The following is a 24345-nucleotide window of genomic DNA, read 5'->3' on the forward strand; positions in this document are numbered from 1 at the left end:
GGGGTTTCTCTTCAGGTGTTCAGGTCCGCGGCCCGTGGGCCGAACGATTGCAGCCACGGCAACGCCGGCGCGAGCGTGTCGCCCTGCAGCTCGGGCGGCGGCGCGCCCTGCGGCAGCGACAGGCCCACGCGGTTGTGCCAGAAGGTGCGCAGCCCGACCGACGAGGTGCCGAACATGTCGTAGCCCGAGCCGGCGACAAAGGCCGCATCCACCGCCTTCACGCCGAGCCGGTCGAGCGCCAATCGGTAGGGGCGCGGGTCGGGCTTGTAGAAGCCGGCCTCCTCCGACGTGACGACCACGTCCCACTCGATGCCCAGCCGCGTCGCCGCCAGGTGGCCGAGCCGCTTCGAGCAGTTGGTGACCACGGCCAGCTTGCAATGCGGCTTCAGCGCCAGCAGCAGCTCGCGGGCGCCGTCCCACACGGGCAGCGTGTGCCACTGGGCTTCGAGCGCATCGGGGGCCGAGGCGGCCATGCCGGTGTTGCGCGCGGCGTCTTTCACGAGCTGTTCGTAGGGCACGTAGGCGCCGCAGCCGTAGGTCAGGCGCAGGTACTCGGCGCGCCAGGCGCGGCCCTTGTCCTCGGCGCCGGCGGCGGTGTTCCACACGGTCCAGGAATCGATCAGCGCGGTGAGCAGGTCGAACAGCACGGCGCGCGGGTAGCGCGCGGAATCTTGCGGCGCTTCTTGCGGGCGGTCTTGTGGGCTGTCTTGCGGGGAAGTGGGTGTGTGCATGGCCACGAACTCTACGTGCCAAGACCCCGCCTGTGCTTCAATTCCCGCTCATCAATCGTTAAGCACACGTTAATGATCCAGATCGAAGACATGCAACTCGCCGCCGCCCTGCTGCGCGAGCCTTCGCTGAGCGCCGCGGCCCGCGCGCTCGACGTGACGCCGCCGGCCCTGTCGATGCGCCTGCGCAAGCTGGAGGCCACGCTGGGCCTGTCGCTGGCCACGCGCACATCGCGCCGGCTGGCCCTCACGCCCGAGGGCGAACGCTTCGCGCGCGAAGCCGCCGCGCTGCTCGGGCAGATCGAGGGGCTGCGCGAATCGATGCAGCGCGACGACCAACGGCTCACGGGCACCTTGCGCATCGCCGCGCCCTTCGGCTACGGTCGCCAGTACATCGCGCCGATGCTGGTGCGCTTCGCCCGCCTGCACCCCGGCCTGCACATGCAGCTGGACCTGCGCGAAACGCCCTGGCCCGACCGGCACGACGCCGACGCGGTGATCCACATCGGCGCGGTGCGCGACTCGTCGTGGGTGGCGCGGACGCTGAGCGACAACGAGCGCTGGCTGTGCGCCAGCCCCGACTACCTGCGCCTGCGCGGCACGCCCCGCCTGCCGCGCGACGTGATGGCACACGACTGCATCTGCATTCGGGAGAACGACGAAGACGTGACGCTGTGGCACCTGCGGCCCGCGAAGACGGGTGCATCACTTCGAACTCGTCCGGCGAAGACGGGCGCGGCACTTCGAACCCGGCCGATGAAGGCCACCACCCGCGAAACCCTGCGCATCAGCCCCGCCTACGTGACCAACGACGGCGCCGTGGCCCGCCAGTGGGCCGAGCAAGGCATGGGCCTGGTGCTGCGCTCGCAATGGGACGCGGCCGAGGCCGTGGCGCGCGGCACGCTGGTGCGCGTGCTGCCCGACTGGCAGTTCGACAGCGCCCCGGTCACGCTGCTGGTGCCCAGCCGCAAGGGCCGCACGGCGCGCGTGCAGGCCATCGTCGCCTTCCTGGTCGAGAGCTTCGGCGCCGCGGGAAAGTAGCTGCGCGCATATCCATAGCCGCATTCATTCGTTGTTGGCGCCGGGGGCGCGCGCCAACACTCCGGGCTTCCAAACATTCCGGTGGAGAAGCTCCGATGAACGTTCCTCTCGATCACTTGCCGCCCTCGCGCCGCAGCGTGCTGCAGGCCGGCGCCGCCGCCGCCGTGGTCGGCTCCGCGGCCCTGCTGGGTGCCTCGGCCTGGTCACAGCCGCGCAAGCTCACCTTCGCCTGGAGCCAGGCCGGCTTCTGCCTGGCGCCGGTGCCGGTGGCGCTGGAGCGCGGCTTCTTCGAGAAGAACGGGCTCGACGTCGACCTGCTGAACTGGGCCGGCTCGTCGGACCAGATGCTCGAGGCGCTGGCCACAGGCAAGGCCGACGTGGGCGTGGGCCTGATCCACCGCTGGGTGAAGCCGCTGGAAGCGGGCTTCGACGTGAAGGTGGTGGGCAGCGTGCACGGCGGCTGCCTGCGGCTCATCGGCGCCAAGGCGGCGGGCGTCACGTCGAACGTGGCGAGCCTGAAGGGCAAGACCATCGGCGTGTCCGACCAGAACAGCCCGGCGCGCCAGTTCTACGCCATTCACCTGGCCAAGAAGGGCATCGACATCGACAAGGACGTCGACTGGCGCGTGTACCCCGCCGACCTGCTCGACGTGGCCGTGAAAAAGGGCGAGGTGCAGGTGATTGCCGACGGCGACCCGAACGTGTTCCTCATCGAGAAGCGCAACCCGGGCGTGTTCGTCGAGCTCGCCAACAGCGCGAAGGGCGAATACGCCGAGCGGCTGTGCTGCATCGTGGGCGCGCGCGGCGAGTTCGCGCGCAACGACAAGCCGCGCGCCGCCGCCGTGGTGCGCGCGCTGGCGCAGGCGTCTGACTACGTGTCGGAAAACCCGAACGAGGCCGCCAGGATCTATTCCAAGTACGCACCCAAGGTGCCGCTCGAAGACCTGCAGAAGCTGCTCGCCGAGCTCACCTACAAGCACCACCCGGCGGGCAAGGCGCTGCGCAACGAAGTGGAAGCCTTTGCCACCGACTTCCGCAACGCCGGCATCCTGAAGAAGAGCACCGACGTGACCCGCTTCGCGAACCAGGTTTCGCTGGACGTGCTCGCATGACGACCGCCGAACAACTCCTGGACGCGCCGCTGGGCCGGCACGGCGATGCGCCTGCTGCACAGCGTGCGCAACGCGCGCCCGTTGCGGCAACGAAAGCTGCAGACACCGTCCTGCTGCGCCCCGCCGCCCCCGTCGCTCCCACGGGCCTCTGGGCCACCGGCCTGCTGGCCGCCGCCGCCTGGTTCGCGCTCGGCCTGCTCACGTTGCTGTGGCCGAACAAGTCGGTGGGCTTCAGCGACTGGGCCTTCACCGACGAGTTCGGCATTGCCACGCTGGTGGTGGCCGCCGTGCTGTTGGCCATCGGCCTGCTCGGCTCGCGCGCGGGCAAGCTCACGCAAACGCTGCGCCCGGCCGGCCAATGGCTGGTGGCGCTGGCCGTGGTGTTCGCCGTGTGGGAGGCCGCCACGGCCAAGCTCGGCGTGCTGCCCTCCCCCTTCTTCGCGCCGCCGCAAAGCCTGATCGACGTGGTGAACGAAGACTGGCAGCGCCTGGGCCTGTCGACCGCGTACTCGCTGCGCCTGCTGGCCAACGGCTTCGTGCTGGGGGCGCTGGTGGGTTTCGTCACGGGCGTGCTGATCGGCTGGTCGCGCATCGCGGGGTACTGGGTGCATCCACTGCTGCGCTTCCTGGGGCCGGTGCCCGCGTCGGCGCTGCTGCCGCTGGCCTTCTTCTTCGCGCCTTCGAGCTACGTGGCGGCGGTGTTCCTGGTGGCGCTGGCCACCTTCTTCCCGGTGGCGGTGCTCACCTGGTCGGGCGTGGCCTCGGTCAACAAGAGCTACTACGACGTGGCGCGCACGCTGGGCGCGTCGGAGCGCTTCCTGGTGCTGCGCGTGGCCATTCCGGCCGCGCTGCCGCAGGTGTTCGTGGGCCTGTTCATGGGCCTGGGCGCGTCGTTCTCGGTGCTGATCACGGCCGAGATGATGGGCGTGAAGGCCGGGCTGGGCTGGTACCTGCAGTGGGCGCAGGGCTGGGCCGCCTACGCCAACATGTACGCGGCGCTGTTCGTCATGGCCGCGCTGTGCTCGGGCCTGATCACGTTGCTGTTCAAGGTGCGCGACCGCGTGCTGTCGTGGCAGAAAGGAACCGTCAAATGGTGAACGCCGTGCTTCCCCTAGCGCCTGCGCCGACCGACGCTGCAGCCACCGCAGCCACCGCAGCCACCGTGACAGCTGCGGCAACGAAGACCAAGGGCGCGCACATCGATATCCGTGGCGTCAGCCACTGGTTCGAGGTGTCCGGCGGCGTGCTGCAGGTGCTCGACGGCATCGACCTGCAGGTGCAGCCCGGCGAGTTCGTGGCGCTGCTGGGGCCCAGCGGCTGCGGCAAGTCGACGCTGCTGCGGCTGGTGGCCGGGCTGGAGCCCGCCACCACCGGCACCATCACGCAAGACGGCCAGGCCATCACCCGGCCCGACCCGTCGCGCATCGTCGTGTTCCAGGACCCGACGCTCTACCCCTGGCGCAGCGTGTGGGACAACGTGGCGCTGGGCCTGCAGGCGCGCGGCGTGCTGAAGGAGCAGCGCGGCCGTGTCGACGAGGCGCTCAAGCTCGTGGGCCTGACCGATTTTGCGAAAGCCTTTCCGCACCACCTCTCGGGCGGCATGGCGCAGCGCGTGGCGCTGGCGCGCGCGCTCGTCAACGACCCGCAGCTGCTGGTGCTCGACGAGCCGCTGGGCAAGCTCGATTCGCTCACGCGCATCGCCATGCAGAGCGAGCTCGTCAACCTGTGGCAGCGCGCGGGCTTCTCCGCCCTGCTGGTCACGCACGACGTGGAAGAGGCGCTGTTCCTGGCCAACCGCGTGATCGTGCTGAGCGACCGGCCGGCGCGCATCGCGGCGGAAATCGTGGTCGACCTGCCCTACCCGCGCCACCGCGGCGACGCCCGACTGGCCGAGCTGCGGCACGAGGCGCTGAAGCACCTCGGGCTCGACGCCACCTGGTGACATGGGCAGCGTTCCCGAGGCCGATTGGCTCAACCTGCTGATCGGCCTGCTGCAGGGGGCGCAACTGCAACTGCTGCGCGTGCTCGATGCGCTGGGGCTGGTGGTGCAGGCGCACGGCCAGCCGGCGTGGCCGTGGGACCACCGGCTGTCGGGCGAGAACCTGCTGATCGACCTGGGCCAGGCGAGGCGCCTCGGGCTGACGGTGGTGGTGCTTGCCGTCGCATTCGTCGTGCTGCTGCTGGCCCTGCTGTGGCGCCGCCGCCGGCCGTGGCTGGTGGCGCTGACCACGCTGCTGGCGGTGCTCGCGCCCTGGCCCGAGGCCAACGTGGTGCTGGTGCCGGCTTACCCGACCAGCTTCCAGCAATCGCCCACGGGCTTCACCGCCGCCAGCATCGACCGCGGGCGCGTGCTGTATGCCGCCCAGTGCGTGGCCTGCCACGGCACCGACGGCAAGGGCCAGGGCCCGCTGGCCGCCGCGCAGCCCGTGTGGCCGCCCAACCTTGCCGGCCCGCTGCTGTGGCGGCGCGCCGATGGCGACGTGCTGTGGCACGTGCTGAACGGCGTGCGCGACCGGCGCGGCGCCGTCACCATGCCCGGCTTCGGCGCCGCGCTGCGCGACGAAGACGCCTGGGCGCTCATCGATTTCATGAAGGCCCAGGGCGCGGGAGAAAGCCTGCGCGCGGCCGGCCTGTGGACCCAGCCCATCGCGCCGCCCGACATGGCCGTGCAATGCAAGGGCAAGCCGCGGCGCATGCTGAGCAGCTGGCGCGGGCAGCGCCTGCGCATCGTGGCGGCCGGTGGCGGGCAACCCCTGCTGGAAGACCCGCGCATGGTCACGGTGTTTCTGAAGCCGAACGCGCAGGCTGGCGATGCCCAGCCCGGCAATGCTCAAACCGGTGATTGCGTGGCCGACGCGCTCACCGCATGGTCGGCCTTCTCGCTCATCGCCGCGACCGACCAGCTCGCGGGCACACAGCTCATCGTCGACCGCGACGGCTGGCTGCGCGCGCGCGGCGAGCCCGGCAAGAACGAATGGAGCGACGACGACCTGCTGTGCCGCACCGACTCGCCCGCGCGCGCCGGTTCAAAACCCCTGCCCCTGCCGCCCGATGGACTCGGCGCCCTCATCGCCCGCATGGACGCCGAGCCGGTGCGCTTCGTCAAGGGCGGCTTCGTGCACTAGCGCAACAGGACTACGATGTTTTTGCCTGCCGCCTTTTTTCAACCACCCTGAAGGAGACGCTCCCATGTCCAACCACGTCTACAAGACCCTCGAGCTCACCGGCTCGTCGCCCATCGGCATCGAAGACGCCGTGCAGACCGCCATCGCCAAGGCGCACGAAACGGTGCGCAACATCCAGTGGTTCACCGTGACCGAAACGCGCGGCCATGTGGTCGAGGGCAAGGTGGCGCACTGGCAGGTGTCGCTGAAGATCGGGTTCACGCTGGAGTGAGTGGAACGGGCGGGGCAAGGTGCCCCAGGCCCAGCCCCGGCAAGCCGGCCACGCTGTCGCGCAACCAGCGCTGCGCCGGGTGCGCGTCGTTGCGCCGGTGCCAGGCCATCACGAAGGGCACCGGGGCCAGCGCCAGCGGCGGCGGCTGCACGCAAAGCTCGCCTACGTAGCCCGATGCCAGCACCACGCCGTGCATCAGCGTCGCGACCATGTCGGAGTGCGCGACCAGCATGGGCGCCGCGTACATGTGCGGCAGCGTAAGCCCGAGCCGGCGCTGAAGCCCCTGCTGCGCAAGTTGCGCATCGACCAGCCCGAAGCGCTCGTTCTCGGGCGACACCAGCAGGTGCGTGAGCTCGACGAAGGCATCGAGCGTCAGCGGCACCTTGGCGGCCGGATGGCCCTTGCGCATCACGCACACGAAGCTTTCCTCGAACAGCGGCTGCGTCAGGATGCGCCCCGACGGCGACGTGGGCGGCACGCCGACCGCCAGGTCGACCTCCCCCGCATCGAGCAGCGCCACCGCGTCGTCGCGCGCGGTGAAGCTGCGCACGCGCAGGTCCACCTGCGGCGCGGCCTCGGCCAGGAAGGCGATGAGCCGCGGCAGCAGCACGAAGGCCGGATGCTCAGACAGCGCGATGCTGAAGGTGGCCGGCGACGAGCCCGGATCGAAGGCTTGGGTGAACTGCAGGATGCGCTGGATCTCGGCCAGCGCCTGGCTCAGCGGCTCGCCGATGTCGAGCGCGCGCGGCGTGGGCTGCAGGCCGTTGGGGCCGCGCACGAAGAGCTCGTCTTTCAGCAGCAGGCGCAGCCTGGCCAGCGCGGCGCTCACCGCCGGTTGCGAACGGTAGATGCGGGCGCCCGCGCGGGTCACGCTGCGCTCGGCGAGCAACGCGTCGAAGGCGACGAGCAGGTTGAGGTCGATGCCATGTAAATCCATGGAACGAATGCTCTCACATACCGTCAATCGATTTTACTTATGAACGCCGAATTCTTACGCTGGCGGCATGAACTCACACACCACTGAAACCAACGCCGCGCCGGCGCTCGTCGCCGGCCTTTCCGCCGCAGAACGGCACGCCATCGAAACCCTGTACCGCGCCTTCAGCGAGGGCGACACCGACCTGCTCGACGAGGTGCTCGCCGAAGACTGGGACGACGTGCCGCTCGCGCCCGGCCAGGGCCCCGGCCGCGACGGCATCAAGCCGATGGTGGTGGCCTTCCGGGCCGCCTTCTCGGACCTGCGCATCACCGTGCACGAAATGATCGGCGTGCCGGGCCGTGCGGCGGTGCGCGCCGCCATCACCGGCGTGCACACCGGCGAATGGTTCGGGGTGGCGCCCAGCGGCAAGCCGTTCGAAATCGCCATCCACGAATTCCACCGCATCGCCGACGGACGCCTCACGCACACCTGGCACCTGGAAGACTGGTTCGGCTGGTTCAACCAGGTGGGCGCCGGCCCGGCCGGCGGAGCCGCAGCATGAGCCGCGCCACTGCCGCATCCACCGTGTCGACGCTCTCGGTCGTCTTCTTTTCGGGCACCGGCACCACCGACCTGCTGGCACAGGCCATCGGCGAAGGCGCGGCCTCGGTCGACGGCGTGCAGATGAAGCTGCTGCGCATCACCGGCGAGCAGATCGACAAGGGCCGCTGGCAAGACGACGCGGTGCTCGAGGCATTGAGCGCGTCCGACGCCATCGTGTTCGGCTCGCCCACCTTCATGGGCGGCGCAGCCGCACCGTTCAAGGCCTTTGCCGATGCCACGGCGGGCATCTGGTACGGCCGCGGCTGGGTCGGCAAGTTCGCGGGCGGGTTCACCATCAGCGGCAGCCCGAGCGGCGACAAGCTGCACACGCTCGCCTACTTCAACCTGCTGGCGGCGCAGCACGGCATGACCTGGCTCAACTGGAACGAGCTGCCGCACCAGCCCGACGGCACCAACCGCCTGGCCTCCTTCATGGGCCTGATGGCGCAGAACGGCGGCGCACCGGGCAGCCCGCCGGCGCTGGACCCGGCCGATGCGCTGTCGGCCGGCAAGTACGGGCGCTACCTGGCGCAGCAGGTGCGCCGGTACGCGGCAGTCAGCCAGCCGGAAGCCGTGGCGGTGGCCGCCTGATCTGCCGGCTTGCCCGCGGGAAACGCGCTGAGCGCGCTCAGCGCGCCAGCAGCTGGTTGAGCTTCTGCTGCGCGTATTCCTCGTTCGTGGTGCCGTCCGGTGCCTTCGCGCCCCAGAAATCGGCGTTCCACTTGATCGCCTTCTTCTCCACCTCGGGGCTGTTGGTCCAGTAGTCGCGCAGCTTGGGGTCGGCCGCGGCGTACACGCGCGGCGACGGCAGCGCCACGCTGGTGGCCTCGGCCACGCGGGCGGCGCGCTCGGCGTCCAGGCGGTACGACAGCAGCTTGAGCGCGGCGTCGTAGTGCGGCGCGTCCTTCGGAATGGAGAAGAAGTCGTAGTAGGTAAAGGCCTGGTCCCAGGTCAGCTCCAGCGGGGCGCTGGCGTCTTCCTTCTTCAGGCGCGCCACCGGTCCGGTGTAAGACAGGCAGGCCGAGGCTTCGCCGTCGAGCAGCAACTGCGGCGCCTGCGAATTGGTCAGCCACCACTTGACCACGTGCGGCTTGATCTCGGCAATCTTGCGCAGCGCGCGGTCGAAGTCGACCGGGTAGATCTTGTCGGCCGGCACGCCGTCGGCCAGCAGCGCCGACTCGAACACGAAGCGCGACCACTGCGGCAGGCAGCGCTTGCCCGGAAAGTCCTTCACGTTCCAGAAGTCGGCCCAGGCCTTGGGGTACTTCTTCGACGGGAAGGCTTCCTTGTTGTAGACCAGCGCCACGCCGATCACCTGCAGCGCCACGCCCTTGGGCCGCACGGCCTCCTTGGGCAGCGAAGCGACGGTCTTCTGCGCCTCGGGCGTGAGCTTCTTGTAGTCGATCTCGGCCAGGTAGGGGTCGAGCTGGCGCACCTCCTGGTCGAAGATGAAGCTCAGGTCCCACTCGGTTCGCTTGGCTTCCACCTGCGCCTTGACGCGCGGGCCGCCGCGGGCTTCCTGCACGGTGAGCACCTTGATGCCGGTGTCCTTGGTGAAGGGGTCGTACACCAGGCGGCGCAGGTTCTCGCCGTAGGTGCCGCCCGGGTCTTGCGTGACCACTTCCTTGGCCTGGCTCCAGGCCGGGCCGACGCCGCAGGCGCTGCCCAGCGCGATCGCCAGGGCGAGCAGGGTCTGCAGCGGACGGGGACTCGATTGCTTCATGCGGATGCTTTCTTTCTTCAAATGACAAACGGAAACGGGAAGGCGCTGTGGCTCTTCGATTGCTCAGCGCCGCTGGCGCGCGGCCCAGGCCGAGCGCGCGAAGAACAGGCCGGCCACGATCAGCGCCACCTCGAAGGTGGCCACCACCGCCGGCACGGGGTCGAGCTTGTAGTTGACGTTGCCCCACAGCCGCAGCGGCAGCGTGGTCATGCGCGCGCCGCTGAGAAACATCGACAGCACGAGGTCGTCGAAGGAATGCAGGAACGCGAAGAACGACGCCGCCAGCACGCCCGGGCGAATGGCCGGCAGCGTGACGAACCAGAACACCCGCAGCGGCGATGCGCCATGCACGGCCGCGGCCTGCTCCTGGCGCATGTCCACCGCCTGCAGGCTGGCCGCGACGATCACCAGCACCAGCGGAATGCCGCCGATGGCATGGGCCGCGGCCAGGCCCGGCACGCTGCCCGCCAGCCCGGCGCGCAGGAACAGGCTGTACAGCGACAGGCCGAGTACCACGCCGGGCACGATGAGCGGGCTGACCAGAAAAGTCATCCACGCCGTCTTGCCGCGCAACGACGAACGCACCAGGCCGAACGCCGCCGCGGTGCCGAGCACCACCGAGATAGCGGTGGCCAGCAGCCCCACCGCCACCGAGGTGCCGAGCGAAGACATCCACACCGGGTCCGACAGGAACTTTTCGTACCAGCGCAGCGAGTACGCGGGCGGCGGAAAGCGCATGTAGGCCGAGTCGCTGAACGAGATGAGCGCTGCGATGGCGATGGGCAGCAGCAGGGTCAGGAAGGCCACGGCCGCCAGCGCGCCCGACACCAGCCGCCCCAGCCACGCCGGCACCGCGCCGAGCGCGCGCAGCAGCGGCCAGCCGAACGCATCGGCCATGCGGTCGAGCACACGCCCGAACACGGCATGCCGCCATGAAGCCGAGCCGCTGTGGGCCACATCACGCACCGGCTTGCCCGCCCTTTGCCCGCCCCAGATGAACTCCAGCCCCAGGAAGCGCGCCGCCACCGCGACCACCAGCAATGTGACGGCCAGCAGCACCGCCGCCAGCGACTGCAGGAAGCCGCCGCTGGCCAGAAAGTCCGCCTGCTGGGTGATGTGCATCGCGAACATCTGGTCGGCCGGGCCGCCCAGCAGCGAGGGCGTGATGAAGAAGCCCAGCGCCGAGATGAACACCAGCAGCACGCCCGCCAGCAGCCCCGGCAGCGTCTGCGGAAACAGCACGCGCCAGAACACCGCCAGCGGCCCTGCCCCGCTGGCCGTGGCCGCGCGCTGCACCAGCGGATCGATGCGCGCCAGGCTGCCGCCCACGGTGAGCACCATCAACGGCAGCAGCACCGCGCTGATCGAGATGAGCACCGACGCCCGGTTGAAGATGAGCGGCAGCGGCGCGTCGACCACGCCGATGGCCAGCAGCAGCTTGTTGATGGGCCCGTTGCGCCCAAGCAGCACCATCCACGAATAGGTGCGGATCAGCACCGAGATGAAATACGGCAGCACCACCGCCGCCGTCAGCACCAGCTTCCAGGTGCCCCGCGCGCGATGGATGAGCAACGCCGTCGGGTAGCCGAACAGCGCGCACAGCGCCGCCACCGCCGCCGCGATGCCGAAGGTGCGCACCAGCGACTCCCAGTACAGCGGCACCTCGAACACACGGGCGTAGAAAGACAACCCGGCGTCGCCCGCCACGCTCAGCTGCAGCAGGTCGAGCAACGGCAGCACGTAGAAGAAGGCGAAGAACAGCAGCGCCGGCGCGAGCAGCCACGCGGGGTTGCGCAGGTTCACGCGGGCCCGCCGGCGCGGCCCTGTGGCAGCGGCCGTTGCACTCAGACCAGCAGTCTCGAGAGCACTCACGCCAGCACCCACGCGTCGCCGGCCTGCCAGGCCAGGTGCACGGTGTCGCCGATGGCCGGCACGTGGCCGTCGCGCGGGTCCAGGCCGCGCACCTGCAGCCTGCCGCCACCGGGCAGCAGCGCATCGACACGCAGTATCTCGCCGAGGAACACGGTCGATTCCACTGTCGCGGCCAACGCGCCCGCGGTGCCCGCGGCTACCAGCGCCACCCGCTCAGGCCGCACCAGCACCTTCACCTCCTGGCCGGGCGACAGCGGCGTGCCGGCATGCCGCGCCTCGAAGGCCTGGCCGTGGTCGATGTGCAGCACCGCCGCCTCGCCGTGCACGCGCAGCACGCGCGCGTCGAGCACGTTCGACTCGCCCACGAAGCGCGCCACGAACTCGTTGCCCGGCTGGCGGTACAGCGCGCCCGGCGTGCCGACCTGCACGATGCGGCCCTTGTCGAGCACCGCGATGCGGTCGCTCAAGGCCAGCGCCTCGCCCTGGTCGTGCGTGACGAAGACGATGGTGGTGCCCAGCGTGCGGTGCAGCGCGCGAATCTCGATCTGGATGGCCTCGCGCAGCCGGCGGTCGAGCGCGCTCAGCGGCTCGTCCATCAGCACCACGGGCGGGCGCCGCACGATGGCGCGCGCAATGGCCACGCGCTGCTGCTGGCCGCCGCTGAGCTGCGCGGGCAGCCGCTCGGCGTACTCGCCCAGGTGCAGCAGCGCCAGCGTCTCGCCGATGCGGCGCGTGCTCTCGGCGCGGCCCAGGCCGGCCATGCGCAGCGGAAAGCCCACGTTCTGCGCCACCGTCATGTGCGGAAACAGCGCGTAGTGCTGAAACACCATGCCGAAGCCGCGCTGGTGCGGCGGCACGCCGCGCACCGAGCGGCCGTCCACCAGGATGTCGCCCTCGTCCACCGCCGCGAAGCCCGCGATGGCGCCCAGCAGCGTGGTCTTGCCGCTGCCGCTGGGGCCCAGCAAGGTGACGAATTCGCCGGGCTCGATCTGCAGGTCGACGTTGTCCACCGCGGTGAAGCGGCCGAAGCGGCGGCTCAGCCCGCGAATGGCGATGCGGCTGCCGATGGAAGCCGACGGCGCCGCGCTGCGCACGCCGACCGGCGCGCGCGAGGTGTGTGCGCCCAGGGGCGCGTCGGTCGCGATGGAACTCATGAAGGAACAGCTTCTGCAAAGGGTTGGCCGTGCACCACGCGCCCGCCGACCAGCGTCAGCTCCGCGTGGATGTGGGCGAGTTGGTCCACCGGCACGGCCAGCGGGTCGGCGTTCAGCACGGCGATGTCGGCCCAGTGGCCCGGCGCCAGCGTGCCCTTGCGGTCTTCCTCGAAGCTCAGGAAGGCGCCGTTGCGCGTGACGGTCTGCAGTGCCTGCAGCCGGCCCAGCGCCTGCGCGGGCGCGATGGCGCGGCCCGTGGTGCGCTCCTGCCGCGCCACGGAAGCCCACACGGCCGTGAACAGGCTCACCGGAATGTTGTCGCTGCCGGCGGCCAGCGGCAGGCCGGCCTCGAGCAGGTCGCGCTGCGGCAGGAAGGTGTGTTGCCTCGCCTGGCCGGCCTCGTCGTGTTCGTCCACCAGCCGCGGCGCGCCGTTCTTCCACAGCATGTAGAACGGAATGCTGGTCACCATCAGGCCCAGGCGCTTCACGCGCGCGATGTCCTGCGCCGTCACGTAGCCCACATGCTCCACCACCCAGCGCCGGCCCGCGAGCGGGAAGCGCGCGTCGATGGCCTCGAACACGTCGAGCACCTCGGTGAGCCGGTCGACCACCACGCTGTGCACGCGCAGGTCGTGCTCGGCCGCGAGCCAGGCATAGTCGCGAAAGTCTTCCACCCGGTTGGCCCATTCGACGAAGCCCATCCAGCCGGTGTTGGGCAGCGCGCGGCGCACCGCGTTGGCGGCCGCCTTGTCGCCGCCCAGGCCGATGTAGATGCCGCTCACGGCCAGCATCGGGTCGCCGGTGCCTCGGCCGCGCGCGTACGAGAGCCAGTCGCGCATCGCAAGGCGGGCCTCCTGCACGTTCGACCAGGTCGGGCTCACGCACAGGCGGGTGCGCATGGTGAGGCCGCCCTCTTCCCACAGCCGGCGGTACACGGCGATGGTCTCGGGCGAGGAGCCGTGCCCCTCGTAGATGCTGGTGGTGCCGCAGGCGTGGTACAGCGGCAGCGAGCGGCGCAGCCCCTCGAGCCGGTCGTCGAAGCCGAAGGCCGGCACCTGCGTGAGCACCGAGAACTCCACCAGCGGGCGCTTGTTGGTCTCGACGATCACGCCGTTGGGCTGGCCGTCGGCGCCGAGCTCGATCTGCAGGCCGCTGCAGTCCGGGCAGGTGGCGTCGTCGATGCGGTGCAGCGCCAGCGCGCGGCTGTTGAGCGCGCTGTGCCCCGGCGGCACGCCCCAGTTGCCGAACAGCCCCGGTATGTAGACGAGGTGGTCGGGCGCGACCGCGTCGAGCTCGTGGCGGTCGGGCATGCGCCCTTCGGCCAGGTTCGACGGGCCACCGAAATAGAACGGCGGCTGCCCCACCGGCATGGTGACGATCCACGCGCCGCGCGGCAGGCGCGCCGCCTCGGCCGCGACGACGGCCAGCACGTCGGCGATGTTCTTCGCGTGCGCCAGGCTGGGGCGCAGCGTCTTCAGGCCTTCGCGCTCCATGTGCGCATGCGCGTCGATGAGGCCAGGCACCAGCGTGCGGCCCGCCAGGTCGACGACCCGCGTGCGCGCGCCGCGTGTCGCCGCGACCTGCGCGTTGCTGCCCGTGGCCAGCACGCGCCCTTGCGCCACGGCCACGGCCTGCACCGGCGCCGCGCCGGGCACCATGGTGAGCACCTGGCCGTTCTCGAAGATGAGTTCAGCGTCTTGCATCGGCGCCGTACCAGGGGAAGAAGCGATGCAGCAGCCACGCGAAGAGCTGGTCGGCCACGAAGCCGATGGCGCCCAGGAACAGCAGGCCGACGAACATGATGTCCACGCGAAACACCAGGTGCGCGAACGAAATCAGAAAGCCCAGGCCCTGCTCCGCGCCCACCAGCTCGGCGGCCACCAGCACCACGAAAGACACGGCCGTGGCCTGGCGCAAGCCGGCGAACACGAAGGGCAAGGCCGCGGGCAGCGCGACCTGCACCATGGTCGCGAACGGGCTGGCGCCCAGCGCGGCGGCCGAGCGCAGGTACACCATCGGAATGTCGCGCACCCCGATGAAGGTGTTGACCCAGACCGGAAAGAACGCGCCCCAGGCGATCAGCATCACCTTCGACAGGTCGCCCAGCCCGAACCACACGATGGCCAGCGGCACGATGGCAATGGCCGGAATGGCGCGCAGCCCGTGCAGCACCGGGTCGCTCAGGTGGCGCAGCGTGGCGTTGCGCCCGGTGAGCACGCCGGCCACCACGCCCAGCGACGCGCCCAGCAGGAAGCCCCACAGCGCGCGCAGCAGGCTCGCGCCCACGTGCGGCCAGATCTCGCCGGTGCGAAAGGTCATGTCGATGAACACGCCCACCACATGCGAGGGCGGCGGGAACATCTTCAGGTTGATGCCGGGCACCACGCGCGGCGCGATCTCCCAGGCCAGCAGGAAGGCGATGACACCCACCACGCCCAGCAGCAGCTGGCGGCGCCGGCCGCTGCGGCGCCGCGCGAGCTGCTCGCGCCGAAAGTCCTGCTCGATGGCCAGGCGGCGGGCGGCTTCGGCGTCGGTGCGCGAGGGCACCGGGGCACTCTCTTGCTGCTGCTCTCGCGCCGTGCCGTCTTCAGCCGCGCCCAGGCCACGAAGGTCGTTCAACGCCGCGCTCATGCCGACGCCTCTTCGGGCTGCGCAAAGGCGGCGCCGATGCGCGCATACAGCTCGCCGAAGGCCGGGTCGGCGCGGTCGCGCGGGTATGGCAGATCGATGTCGACGATCTCGCGGATGCGGCCCGGGTGCGCGCTCATCACCACCACGCGCTGCGCGAGGAACACCGCTTCTTCGATGTTGTGCGTGATGAAGAACACAGAGAGCTTCAGCTCCTGCCAGATGCGCAGCAGCTCGCGCTGCAGGCTGGTGCGGGTGAGCGCGTCGATGGCGGCGAAGGGCTCGTCCATCAGCAGCACCTGCGGCTGCGTGGCCAGCGCGCGCGCCACGGCAATGCGCTGGCGCATGCCGCCCGACAGCTCGAACGGAAAGCGCGTGGCCGCGTGCGACAGGCCCGTGAGCGCCAGCAGTTCGTCGGCGCGCCGGCGGCGGGTGGCTGCGTCCAGCCCCTGCATCTTCAAGCCGAACTCGATGTTCTTGCGCGCGGTGAGCCACGGGAACAGCGCGTATTCCTGGAACACCACGCCCCGGTCGGCGCCCGGGCCGCTCACGCGCTGGCCGCCCGCCGTCACGGTGCCCGTGGTCGGCTGGATGAAGCCCGCGATCATGTTCAGCAACGTGGTCTTGCCGCAGCCGCTGGGGCCGATGGCGCAGACGAATTCGCCCTGGCCGATGTCCAGGTCCACACCGGTCATGGCCCAGTTGAGCTCGCCGCCCGAGGAGGCATAGAGCTTGGAGGCGTCGCGCATGCTGACGCTGGGCGGCGCGGCGTCTTTCACGGAGGCGGTCATGCGCGCTGTGCTCAGGACAGCGTCACGCGGTCGGGCGCGGCGGCCTTCAGCGCGTCGGTGTAGATCAGCTTGCGGTACAGCGCGCGCAGGTCGTCCTTGGTGGGCGTGGCCAGGCCGGCCTCGACCGCCCATTGCGCGTTCAGCACCAGGTCGTCGAGCAGGCGGTTGTCCAGCCGCACGCCGACGGACACGGTGTCCAGCCCGGCCTTGGTGGTGTCCACCGTGGCCTTGGTGCGCTCGGCCACCAGCGCGATGGCGTCGGCGGTTTGCGCGCGGTAGAACTTCTCGGCGTCCAGCAGGCTGCGCACGGCGGCCTCGACCAACTTGGGCTTGCTCTGCACCAGCGACTCGTTGGCGGTGAGCACGTAGTGGCTCAGGAAGACCTTTTCCAGCCCGGTGTCGTCGAGCACCTTCACCTTGCCGCCGCTGTCGGCAATGGCCTTCTGGCCCGCGTCCCAGCCCCAGGCGAAGGCGTCGATGTCGCCTTTGGTCACGGCGGTGACGGCGTCGGGGCCGCGCAGGTTGACCAGCGTGATGTCTTTCAGCGTGAGGCCGTGCAGCGACAGGAAGCGGCTCAGGAAGTAATGGCCGCTGGTGCCGATGGTGGTGGCCACGCGCTTGCCCTTGAGCTGCGCGCCGCCCTGGATGCCGCGGTCGGTGCGCGCGGCCACGACCATGCCGCTGGACAGCCGCGAGAACTCCGCCACGATCACCGCCGGCACGCCGTTGGCGCCCGCCAGCCCGACCACGCTGTCGGTGGAGGTGGCGAACTGCGCCTTGCCGGCCACGGCCGCGTCGAAGGCCAGCCGGCCCGAGGTGAACTGCAGCGTGGTCGCCTCGATGCCGTGGTTCTTCCAGTAGTTCTTGCTGGTGGCCAGGTACGGAATGGCCCAGCTGAAGCCCTGGCTTTCGGCGACGACGATTTTTTCAGCGGCTTGCTGGGCCCACGACGGGGTGTGAAGGGCCAGGCCGGCGAGGCTGGCAAGGCCGAGGCCGAACTGGCGGCGGTCGAGGGAGGTCGAGATGGTCATGCGGGTATCCGGGGAACGAGGGAAAGGCGAAGGGGAAGGCGAAGAAAGAAGCGACGTGAAAAGCGGGTATCAGCCGTACCCGTAAGGGTTGGGCACATCACCCGCCAGCAGCCAGGCGCCGATGCTCTGGTGCCGGTAGTCCAGCGGGTCGTGCAGCGTGTGCACGCGCACGTTGCGCCAGTAGCGGTCGAAGCCGTGGCGCGCCGCGGTGGCGCGCGCGCCAATGAGCTCGAAGATCTGCGAGGTCACGTGCAGCGCGGTGCGTGCCGCCTGCGCGCGGGCGGAGGCCACGTCGATGGCGAGCGCGGCGCGCTCTTCGGCCGTCAGCGCGGCGCCGCGCTCCCAGGCCTGCTGGAAGCGCGCATTGGTGTGGTTCGACAACGCAATGGCCGCCTGCAGGCCGGACCACATCTCGCCCGCGCGCAATTGCAGCAGCCGGTCGTCCTGCGAGCGCTCCACGCCGGCCATCGGCCAGGGCTGGGTCTGCGTACGCAGGTAGTCGATGGCCGCGCGCAAGGCGCCCAGCGCGTTGCCCAGGTAGATCTCGGTGAGCACGACCTGGCCGATGAGGTTGCGCAGCGTGGCGCGCGGGCTGGAGGCCACGCCGGGCGGGCCGAGCAGCTCGTCGTGCGCGATGCGCACATGGTCGAAAGACACGCTGCCGCTGTCGGTCTGGCGCTGGCCCATGTTGTCCCAGTCGTCGTTCACGCGAATGCCCGCGCGCGACGTGGGCACCACCGCGAACACGCGATCGGTCGGCAGCGGGCCGAGGACGGCCGACACGTTGAGCACGTCGGAGTCGGTGGCGCCGGAGCAGAAGGCCTTCACACCGTCGAGCTCGATGCCCTCGGGCGTGCGCACGGCGTTCAGGCGCGTGTCGCGCGCGTTCACCGCGTTGCCCCAGAACCAGCGGTGCTCCACGGCCTGGCCGAGAAAGCGCGCCTGCTGCGCGTCGGAGCCGAACAGCAGCACGCTCGCCACCTGCAGGTGCTGAAAGCCGAACAGGTGCGCCAGCGAGCTGTCGGCCTGCGCAAGCCGGCGCAGGATGCGGAAGATGAGCGGCCACGCGGCCTGCTGCCCGCCGTGCGCGCGAGGAATGGCCAGCGTGAGCAGTCCGCTCTGGCGCAGCAGCTGGCGCTCGGCCAGTGCGGTGCCGCCGGCGCGGTCGCGTTCAGCGGCGGTGGCGGCCAACGAATCGGCCAGCGCATTCACCGCGGATGTGAACTCGCCGAAGTCTTCGGTGAACGGGTCCGAAAACACGGACGAAGCGGACGACGCCGACGAAGCAGAAGACGCTGAGCGCGCGGAAGGCGCGAGGGAGGAAGGCTGTGAAGACAAGGCGATTCCGGCAGGCCGCCGAGGCAGCAGTGGTGCGAGACAGCGAGAAGGCCGCCCGGCAATGGAGCCAGAAGTCTAGAAACGGAAGTGCTCACTCGGAACGAAGAAAAGCGCATGAACAAATGCGAACTTCGTTTCGGCCGGACGCGCACGCGCGGCCGGCCTGTGCTGTTGCAAGGGTGGTGCGCCGGCAGTCCCGCCGTTGTCGCCAACGTTGCCGCAGCGCTCAGGAAGCCGGCGCGTTCTCTTGCGGCTCGCCCAGCGACAGCATCAACCGGTTGGCCCAGTTGAAGAAGGCTGCGCCGTGCACCACGTCGGCAATGGCCAGGTCGTCCAGCCCCTGCGCGCGCAGGTTGTCGATGTGCGTGCCGTCGAAGGTCGAGGGTGTGGACGACAGCGCGACCGACGCTTCGACGATGGCGTTCCAGCGCTCGCCCAGCTCGGCCTTCACCCCCTCGTCGAGCAGGCGTTGCACATCGTCGGTGCGGTGCGAGAAGTGCGAGGCGAATCGCGCGTGCACCGACGCGCAGTAGATGCAGCCGTTGTAGCGCGAGGCCGCCGCGGCCGACAGCTCGCGCTCGGCGCGCGGCAGGCCGGCCTCGGGGTTGTAGAAGATGTCCTTGTCGGTGCGGGTGCGCGCGCCCAGGATGTCGGGGTCGCGCGCCAGCAGCCGAAAGTACGGCGACTTGGCGCGCGCCGCGTCCACCAGGCCCGCGAAGTGGCGCTCGGTCAGCTCGGCCTCGGGCAGCGGTGGCAGCCAGGGCAGCCATTCGAGTTGGGCCTGCGTGAAGGCCGTGGGGTGCATGTTGCCGGGGTGGCGCAAGGTCTGTTCGGTCTCGGTCGTCATGGGGTTCACTCGATGTGGGCTGCGGGACGCCGTGCCAGTGCCTTCAGGCCGATGACGACGCGGATCTGGAACGCGAGAAAAGACACGAGCTGCGACAGCGTCACGACCTCGGTGCTGGTCCAGCCCGCGTCGAGCAGGGCCTGCAACGCCGCCGGGCTCGCGTCGCGCGGATGAAAGACCAGCAGGTGCGCGTGCGCGAGGGCCGCGGCGAGCTTGCCGCCGAGCACGTCGCGGTACGCGTCGCTCACGATGTAAGACGGGCCTGCCGTGTCTTCCACGCTGAGCCGGCCCGCGGGGTAGCTGCCGTACGGGCCTTGCGCCTTGCCGCGCGCGACCTCGGCGGCGATGGCATCGGCCACGCCGGCGCGTGCGCCCTGCCCGGCCAGCTGCTGTGCATAGAAGCTCGCCACGTCGGCCTGGCCATGCAGCCCCGCCACGAAGGCCGCAACCGCGAACCGGTCGGCGATGCCGAACTGCCCGAACACCGGCGGCGTGGGCGCGAACAGCGACAGGTAGCTTTGCTGCGCGTTGATGCGCGCCTGCTCGCGCTGCACGCGAAGCTGGTCGATGGAATCGCCGGGCGCGATGCCGACCAGCTGGTCGATCACGTCGGGAACGGGAGTGGATGCAACGGCGTTCATGCGGCCTTGAGAAGTGAAGCGGAGGGAATATCTGGCGCCGTGGCAGCCTCCGCAGGCTCGCGAACCCAGCCCAGGGCCGGCGCGACCACGGTGGCGGTCAGCTCGATGGAGCGCAGGATGGCGGCGTGCGGCGGATCGACCGAGTGCACCTGGCACACCAGGTCGGTCACGCGCGAGAGCGTGCTGTCGGCGCGCAGCGAGGCGATGACGTCGTCGGGCGAGCCCATGTGCACGTCGTAGGCGGCAATGAGTTGCGCGAGCGTGGCGTCGGGGCCGGCGCGGTCCGCCAGGCCGGCCTGGCCCGATGCGGCGAAGCGCGCAGCCGAGCGCCGCAGGCCGATGTCGGCCAGCCGCAAGGCCTCTTGCCGGGTGTCGGCCACGAACACGCTGCGCGAGCCCACGATGCGCGGCGCGCGCCCCGCTGGCAGCGCCGCCAGGTAGGCATCGACGATGGGGTTCTGTATGTCGGCCAGCGAGGCGTCCTGCGCATCGAGGGGGCGCGGCTGCGTGCGCGACAGCATCAGCCCGTCGCCCGCCAGGCCGGCGCGCGTGCCGCCGCTCACCGAGAAGGTGGCTTGCCAGATGCGATCGAGCAGCTGCGAGCCCGCGGGGTACAGCGTGTCGCCGCCTGCGAGCGGCTGGCCGGCCCAGGCGGCGCGCACCGCGTCGAGCTGCCGCGCGAACAGCGCGGAGCGGTCGTTGCCGTCGAGCCCGAAGGCCGCGAAAGACTCGGGCGTGCCGCCCGTGCCCACGCCCACGTCGAGCCGGCCGCCCGAGAGCAGGTCGAGCACGATGGCGTCTTCGGCCACGCGCACCGCGTTTTCCAGCGGCAAGGTGACGATGCCCGTGCCCAGGCGAATGCGCCGCGTGCGCGACGCCACGTAAGACAGGAACACGAATGGCGACGGCAGCCCGCCCTCGTGCTCATGGAAGTGATGCTGCGCGACCCAGGCGGAATCGAAGCCGAAGGCCTCGGCATGGGCAATCTGCGCGGCCACGAGGCGGTAGCGCTCGGCCGCGGTAGCGTCGTCGAGCAGGCGGCTGAAGAAGCCGAGGCGCAAGGGAGGTCGTTGAATGGCTGGCAAGGTGCGGCGCGCCGAACTGTGAAGGCGCAGGGCAATGAAAGCGCAGATTGGGCCCCCAACGCCGCCCGCGCGGAACGCCGGATTTCGCGTTTGCTTATCCGTTTTTCGTCGATGCCGCCCGCAGGCTTCAGCGCAGCGCGTAGCCTCCGTCGACATAGATCGACGCGCCGTTCATGTTGCCGTTGTCCAGCAAGAAGAGCGCGGCGCCCGCGGCCTCCTGCACGGTGCCGAGGCGCCGGTTGAGCGTGAGCTTCTGCCAGGCCTGGCCGACGGCGTGGTAGACCTCGGGCGGCTTGTTGCGCCACAGCTCGCTGTCGATGGTGCCGGGCGACACGCAGTTCACGCGAATGGGCGCCAGCTCCAGCGCCAGGGCGCGCGCCAGCCCTTCGACCGCGGCGTTGCAGGCCGCGTACGCCGGCGCCCCGATGGGCCGCACCGAGGCCGCGCCCGACATCAGCACCACCGACGCATCGGCCGCCAGGTACGGCAAGGCGGCATGCACCGTCCAGTACTGGCCCCAGAACTTGGCCTGGAACACGGCCTCGGCCTGTTCCTGCGTGTCTTCGCGAAACGAGACCGAGTGGTTGACCGAGCCGGGCGTGAACAGGCCGGCGAGCGTGCCGCCGCCTTCCTGACCGTGGGAAGAGCCCTGGAAAAACCCCTGGAAGAAAGCAGCGATGGAGGCGCGGTCCCTCGCGTCGACGGTGCGCGCGGTGGCCAGCGCGCCCAGCTTGCGCACGGCCGCGTCGGCCTTGTCACGCGAGCGCCCGCCCAGCAGCACGCGGTCGCCGCGCGCCACCAGTTGTTCGGCCAGGGCGAAGCCCATGCCTGAAGTGCCGCCGACGATGGCGTAGGTCTTGCTGTTTCTTGCGGTGCTCACGGGGTGCCTTCGTTGGGTGCTGGTTGAAGGCTTCGATGCTAGGAAGCGGTCGGCCGCAGGTAAAACGATAAGATTTCCGGACACCCGCGCGCCGGGTTCCGCAATCGCCTCCCTTCCGGTTTTTCTCCTTCCTGCCGCATGTCCCACCTCGAGCCGAAGGGCCCCATCCGCGTCTTCCTGGCCGTGTGCGACGCGGGCAGCTTCGCGAAGGCCGCCGACGGACTGGCGCTGTCGGCCTCGGCAGTGGCCAAGACCGTGGCGCGGCTGGAGGCACGGCTGAAGGTGCGCCTGTTCGACCGCACCACGCGCCGCCTGTCGCTCACGCCCGAAGGCCGCACCTACCAGCAGGCCTGCGCCCGCGCGATGGGCGACATCGCCCGCGTCGAAGCCTCTTTGGCGCAGGCCGTGGCCACCCCCAGCGGCACCTTGCGCGTGAGCCTGCCGCCGCTGTTCGGCACCGAGGTGATCGCGCCCGCGCTGCATGCGCTGTGCGACCGCCATCCGGCGCTGAACGTCGACATCTCGCTGGACACCGAGCGCATCGACCTGATGGCCCGCGGCGTGGACCTGGCGGTGCGCATCGGCGAGCTGCCCGACGTGGCCGGCCTGACCGCGCGCCGGCTGGGCCTGCAGGAGGTGGTGCTGTGCGGCGCGGCGAGCTACCTGGAGCGCCACGGCGAACCGGCCACGCAAGCCGACCTGGCCGCGCACGCGCTGATCACGACCACGCACCGTGGCCAGCCGGTGCCGTGGCAGTTGCTGGGCGACGACGGGCGCGTCCGGCCGTGGTCGCCGGCCTCGCGCATCAGCACCGACAGCACCCTGCTCACGCTGGCGGCCGTGCGCGCGGGGCGCGGCCTAGGGCTGCTGCCGCGCTGGCTGGTGCAGGGCGACCTGGCCGCGGGGCGGCTGCGGGTGCTGATGACGGGGCCGGGGCCGGGGCCTGGGCCTGGGCTGGAACGCATCGCCGGGCACCTGCCGGTGCACGCGCTGTGGCTGAGCGCGCCGGTGATGCTGCCGAGGCTGCGGGTGGCCATCGACGCGGTGGTAGCTGCGGTGGCCGCCGTGCTTGCGGTGCCTGCCGTGGACACAATCGTTAGCAAAGCCCCTTGAGGCTGGTACATTTCTCGCGCAAAAGAAACAAAGGGGCACAGGTGTCACTCGCAGCGGCCTTGGCCGGTCTTTCCATCCTCATCATCGGGGACAGTCATCTCGCACAACCCACCTACCTGATCACGTCGTTGCACGACGACCTGCAGCGGCAAGGGGCGAAGGTGCATTCCATCGGCATGTGCGGCGCCATGCCCTATGACTGGATCGTGTCGAAGGCCGGCACCTGCGGCGGCGCGGAGCGCGTGGGCAACCGGCCCGTCGTTCGCAGCGAAACCGGCCGCACCGTGGCCATTGCCCAGCTGGTGAAGACCGAGCACCCCGACCTGGTGCTGGTCGTGATGGGCGACACCATGGCCGCCTACCACCAGCCCGACTTTCCGATGAACTGGGTGTGGCAGCAGGTGGGCGCGCTCACCGGCGCCATCGCCGCGACCGGCACGCGCTGCGCGTGGGTGGGCCCGGCATGGGGCCAGGAAGGCGGCAAGTACGGCAAAAACTATGCACGCGTCGAGCTGATGAGCCGCTTCTTGGCCACCAACGTAGAACCTTGCACTTACATCGACTCGCTGGAGATGTCCAGGCGCGGCCAGTGGACGACGGTCGACGGCCAGCATTTCAACGCCAGCGGCTACCAGGCCTGGGGCAACGGCATCGCCAGGCAGGTGATGCAACTGCAATCGGCAAAGACCGCCAGCCCGATCAACATCAACGCCACCGGCACCGTTCGCCAATGAGTCACCCATCTGCGAACCGCGCGCCGACAAACCGCGCACGCCTGCCGCTGCTCGCGGCCCTGTTCACCGTGTTCGCCCTGCTGCCCGCCGCGTCCTTCGCCGCCCCGCGGCTGTACGACACCGGCCCCGCGCAAGACCTGGCGCTGGTGCGCTTCGTCAACGCGGGCCCGCAACCGCTGACGGTGCACAGCGGCGCCAAGACCAGCCTCGAGGTGCCGCCGACCGCCCCCGTTACCGACTACCTGCCCGCGCGCTCCGACGCGCCCGTCACCGGCCAGTGGCGGGCGGGCGGCAAGAAGCTGCCGATCTCGCTGCGCGTGAAGGCCGGCGGCCAGGCCTCTTCGGTGGCCTGGCCCGATGCCGACGGCAACCTGGCCGGCGCCAGCTTTGCTGAAGAACCCGCGCAGTTCGACCCGCTGCGCGCCTCGCTCGCCTTCTACAACGCCGACGCCCGCTGCACCGCGGGCCTGCAGGCCGCCAGCCAGGGCAACCCGGCCATCTTCGAGAACCAGGCCGCGCTGGCCAATGCCCGCCGCGCCGTCAACCCGGTGAAGCTGGTGGTGCAGGCCACGTGCAACGGCCGCGCCGTGGAAGGCACGCTGGACCTGGGTTCGCTGCAGGCCGGCCAGCGCTACAGCGTGTTTCTTGTTCCCGCGGGCAAGGGCGCCCGGCTGATCGGCCTGCAAGACCGCATCGCGCGCTGAGCGGC

The 24345-nt window shown here is 70.5% G+C and carries 25 protein-coding genes; 11 read left to right on the forward strand and 14 right to left on the reverse strand.

What is annotated here, in order from left to right:
• Positions 1–11 precede the first annotated feature (11 nt).
• On the reverse strand, positions 12–731 hold the full coding sequence (locus QTI51_RS08545; RefSeq protein ID WP_116907707.1) for an HAD family hydrolase: 720 nt from the start codon (positions 729–731) through the stop codon (positions 12–14).
• Between the two features lie 72 nt (positions 732–803).
• On the opposite strand from QTI51_RS08545, the gene QTI51_RS08550 reads away from it, so the two are divergent.
• From QTI51_RS08550 to QTI51_RS08575, 6 genes are all read left to right on the forward strand, one after another.
• Positions 804–1769 carry a LysR family transcriptional regulator gene (locus tag QTI51_RS08550; RefSeq protein ID WP_116907706.1) on the forward strand — a complete coding sequence of 322 codons (966 nt, stop codon included), beginning with the start codon at positions 804–806 and terminating at the stop codon, positions 1767–1769.
• A 95-nt stretch (positions 1770–1864) separates the two neighbouring features.
• Positions 1865–2881: an ABC transporter substrate-binding protein gene (locus tag QTI51_RS08555; RefSeq protein WP_116907705.1), complete on the forward strand. Its 1017-nt coding sequence runs from the start codon at positions 1865–1867 to the stop codon at positions 2879–2881.
• A complete protein-coding gene (locus QTI51_RS08560; RefSeq protein WP_116907704.1) occupies positions 2878–3978 on the forward strand; it encodes an ABC transporter permease in 1101 nt (366 codons plus the stop codon). Before QTI51_RS08555 ends, QTI51_RS08560 begins: the two co-directional genes overlap by 4 nt.
• The gene (locus QTI51_RS08565) at positions 3972–4823 is read left to right on the forward strand and encodes an ABC transporter ATP-binding protein (RefSeq protein ID WP_503011488.1); all 852 of its coding nucleotides are present in this window, start codon (positions 3972–3974) and stop codon (positions 4821–4823) included. The genes QTI51_RS08560 and QTI51_RS08565 overlap by 7 nt, the downstream gene beginning before the upstream one ends.
• Position 4824: 1 nt before the next feature.
• Positions 4825–6006: a c-type cytochrome gene (locus tag QTI51_RS08570; RefSeq protein ID WP_286515960.1), complete on the forward strand. Its 1182-nt coding sequence runs from the start codon at positions 4825–4827 to the stop codon at positions 6004–6006.
• Positions 6007–6070: 64 nt separating this feature from the next.
• Positions 6071–6277 (forward strand): dodecin, encoded by a 207-nt coding sequence (locus QTI51_RS08575; RefSeq protein WP_116907701.1) that lies wholly within the window; start codon positions 6071–6073, stop codon positions 6275–6277.
• Here the strand turns inward: QTI51_RS08575 and QTI51_RS08580 are convergent.
• Positions 6264–7214: a LysR family transcriptional regulator gene (locus tag QTI51_RS08580; RefSeq protein WP_116907700.1), complete on the reverse strand. Its 951-nt coding sequence runs from the start codon at positions 7212–7214 to the stop codon at positions 6264–6266. The two genes, QTI51_RS08575 and QTI51_RS08580, sit on opposite strands and share 14 nt — an antisense overlap.
• A 67-nt stretch (positions 7215–7281) precedes the next feature.
• On the opposite strand from QTI51_RS08580, the gene QTI51_RS08585 reads away from it, so the two are divergent.
• Positions 7282–7758: an ester cyclase gene (locus tag QTI51_RS08585; RefSeq protein WP_116907699.1), complete on the forward strand. Its 477-nt coding sequence runs from the start codon at positions 7282–7284 to the stop codon at positions 7756–7758.
• On the forward strand, positions 7755–8390 hold the full coding sequence (locus QTI51_RS08590) for a flavodoxin family protein (protein ID WP_286515959.1): 636 nt from the start codon (positions 7755–7757) through the stop codon (positions 8388–8390). Before QTI51_RS08585 ends, QTI51_RS08590 begins: the two co-directional genes overlap by 4 nt.
• A gap of 37 nt (positions 8391–8427) precedes the next feature.
• Here the strand turns inward: QTI51_RS08590 and QTI51_RS08595 are convergent, their stop codons facing one another.
• The 12 genes from QTI51_RS08595 to QTI51_RS08650 form a co-directional block, all read right to left on the reverse strand.
• Entirely contained in the window at positions 8428–9522 is a 1095-nt protein-coding gene (locus tag QTI51_RS08595; protein ID WP_286515958.1) for an ABC transporter substrate-binding protein, read from the reverse strand.
• A gap of 63 nt (positions 9523–9585) precedes the next feature.
• Entirely contained in the window at positions 9586–11325 is a 1740-nt protein-coding gene (locus QTI51_RS08600) for an ABC transporter permease subunit (RefSeq protein ID WP_207786619.1), read from the reverse strand.
• A 65-nt stretch (positions 11326–11390) separates the two neighbouring features.
• On the reverse strand, positions 11391–12548 hold the full coding sequence (locus QTI51_RS08605; RefSeq protein ID WP_116907697.1) for an ABC transporter ATP-binding protein: 1158 nt from the start codon (positions 12546–12548) through the stop codon (positions 11391–11393).
• A complete protein-coding gene (locus QTI51_RS08610; protein ID WP_207786618.1) occupies positions 12545–14251 on the reverse strand; it encodes an amidohydrolase in 1707 nt (568 codons plus the stop codon). Before QTI51_RS08610 ends, QTI51_RS08605 begins: the two co-directional genes overlap by 4 nt.
• Entirely contained in the window at positions 14238–15179 is a 942-nt protein-coding gene (locus QTI51_RS08615; protein ID WP_116907696.1) for an ABC transporter permease, read from the reverse strand. Before QTI51_RS08615 ends, QTI51_RS08610 begins: the two co-directional genes overlap by 14 nt.
• Positions 15176–15967 carry an ABC transporter ATP-binding protein gene (locus QTI51_RS08620; RefSeq protein WP_116907695.1) on the reverse strand — a complete coding sequence of 264 codons (792 nt, stop codon included), beginning with the start codon at positions 15965–15967 and terminating at the stop codon, positions 15176–15178. Before QTI51_RS08620 ends, QTI51_RS08615 begins: the two co-directional genes overlap by 4 nt.
• An 11-nt stretch (positions 15968–15978) precedes the next feature.
• The gene (locus QTI51_RS08625; protein WP_116907694.1) at positions 15979–16998 is read right to left on the reverse strand and encodes an ABC transporter substrate-binding protein; all 1020 of its coding nucleotides are present in this window, start codon (positions 16996–16998) and stop codon (positions 15979–15981) included.
• Between the two features lie 69 nt (positions 16999–17067).
• Positions 17068–18258, reverse strand: coding sequence for an acyl-CoA dehydrogenase family protein (locus QTI51_RS08630; RefSeq protein WP_116907693.1), 1191 nt, complete (start codon positions 18256–18258; stop codon positions 17068–17070).
• Between the two features lie 304 nt (positions 18259–18562).
• On the reverse strand, positions 18563–19183 hold the full coding sequence (locus tag QTI51_RS08635) for an alkylhydroperoxidase domain protein (RefSeq protein WP_207786617.1): 621 nt from the start codon (positions 19181–19183) through the stop codon (positions 18563–18565).
• Between the two features lie 5 nt (positions 19184–19188).
• Positions 19189–19824: a CMD domain protein gene (locus tag QTI51_RS08640; RefSeq protein ID WP_116907692.1), complete on the reverse strand. Its 636-nt coding sequence runs from the start codon at positions 19822–19824 to the stop codon at positions 19189–19191.
• Positions 19821–20909 (reverse strand): putative FMN-dependent luciferase-like monooxygenase, encoded by a 1089-nt coding sequence (locus QTI51_RS08645; RefSeq protein WP_207786616.1) that lies wholly within the window; start codon positions 20907–20909, stop codon positions 19821–19823. The genes QTI51_RS08640 and QTI51_RS08645 overlap by 4 nt, the downstream gene beginning before the upstream one ends.
• Positions 20910–21036: 127 nt before the next feature.
• Positions 21037–21789 carry an SDR family oxidoreductase gene (locus QTI51_RS08650; RefSeq protein ID WP_207786615.1) on the reverse strand — a complete coding sequence of 251 codons (753 nt, stop codon included), beginning with the start codon at positions 21787–21789 and terminating at the stop codon, positions 21037–21039.
• A 138-nt stretch (positions 21790–21927) separates the two neighbouring features.
• On the opposite strand from QTI51_RS08650, the gene QTI51_RS08655 reads away from it, so the two are divergent.
• Genes QTI51_RS08655 through QTI51_RS08665 form a run of 3 tightly spaced genes read left to right on the forward strand, consistent with a single transcriptional unit; the run spans position 21928 to position 24340 of the window.
• Positions 21928–22902, forward strand: a complete 975-nt coding sequence (locus QTI51_RS08655; protein WP_116907691.1) for a LysR family transcriptional regulator — start codon at positions 21928–21930, stop codon at positions 22900–22902.
• Positions 22903–22943: 41 nt separating this feature from the next.
• Positions 22944–23636, forward strand: a complete 693-nt coding sequence (locus tag QTI51_RS08660; RefSeq protein WP_165840267.1) for an SGNH/GDSL hydrolase family protein — start codon at positions 22944–22946, stop codon at positions 23634–23636.
• On the forward strand, positions 23633–24340 hold the full coding sequence (locus QTI51_RS08665) for a cell division protein FtsQ (RefSeq protein ID WP_116907690.1): 708 nt from the start codon (positions 23633–23635) through the stop codon (positions 24338–24340). The genes QTI51_RS08660 and QTI51_RS08665 overlap by 4 nt, the downstream gene beginning before the upstream one ends.
• The last annotated feature ends 5 nt before the right edge of the window (positions 24341–24345 follow it).

This window comes from Variovorax sp. J22G73, from assembly GCF_030317035.1.
Taxonomy (GTDB): domain Bacteria; phylum Pseudomonadota; class Gammaproteobacteria; order Burkholderiales; family Burkholderiaceae_C; genus Variovorax.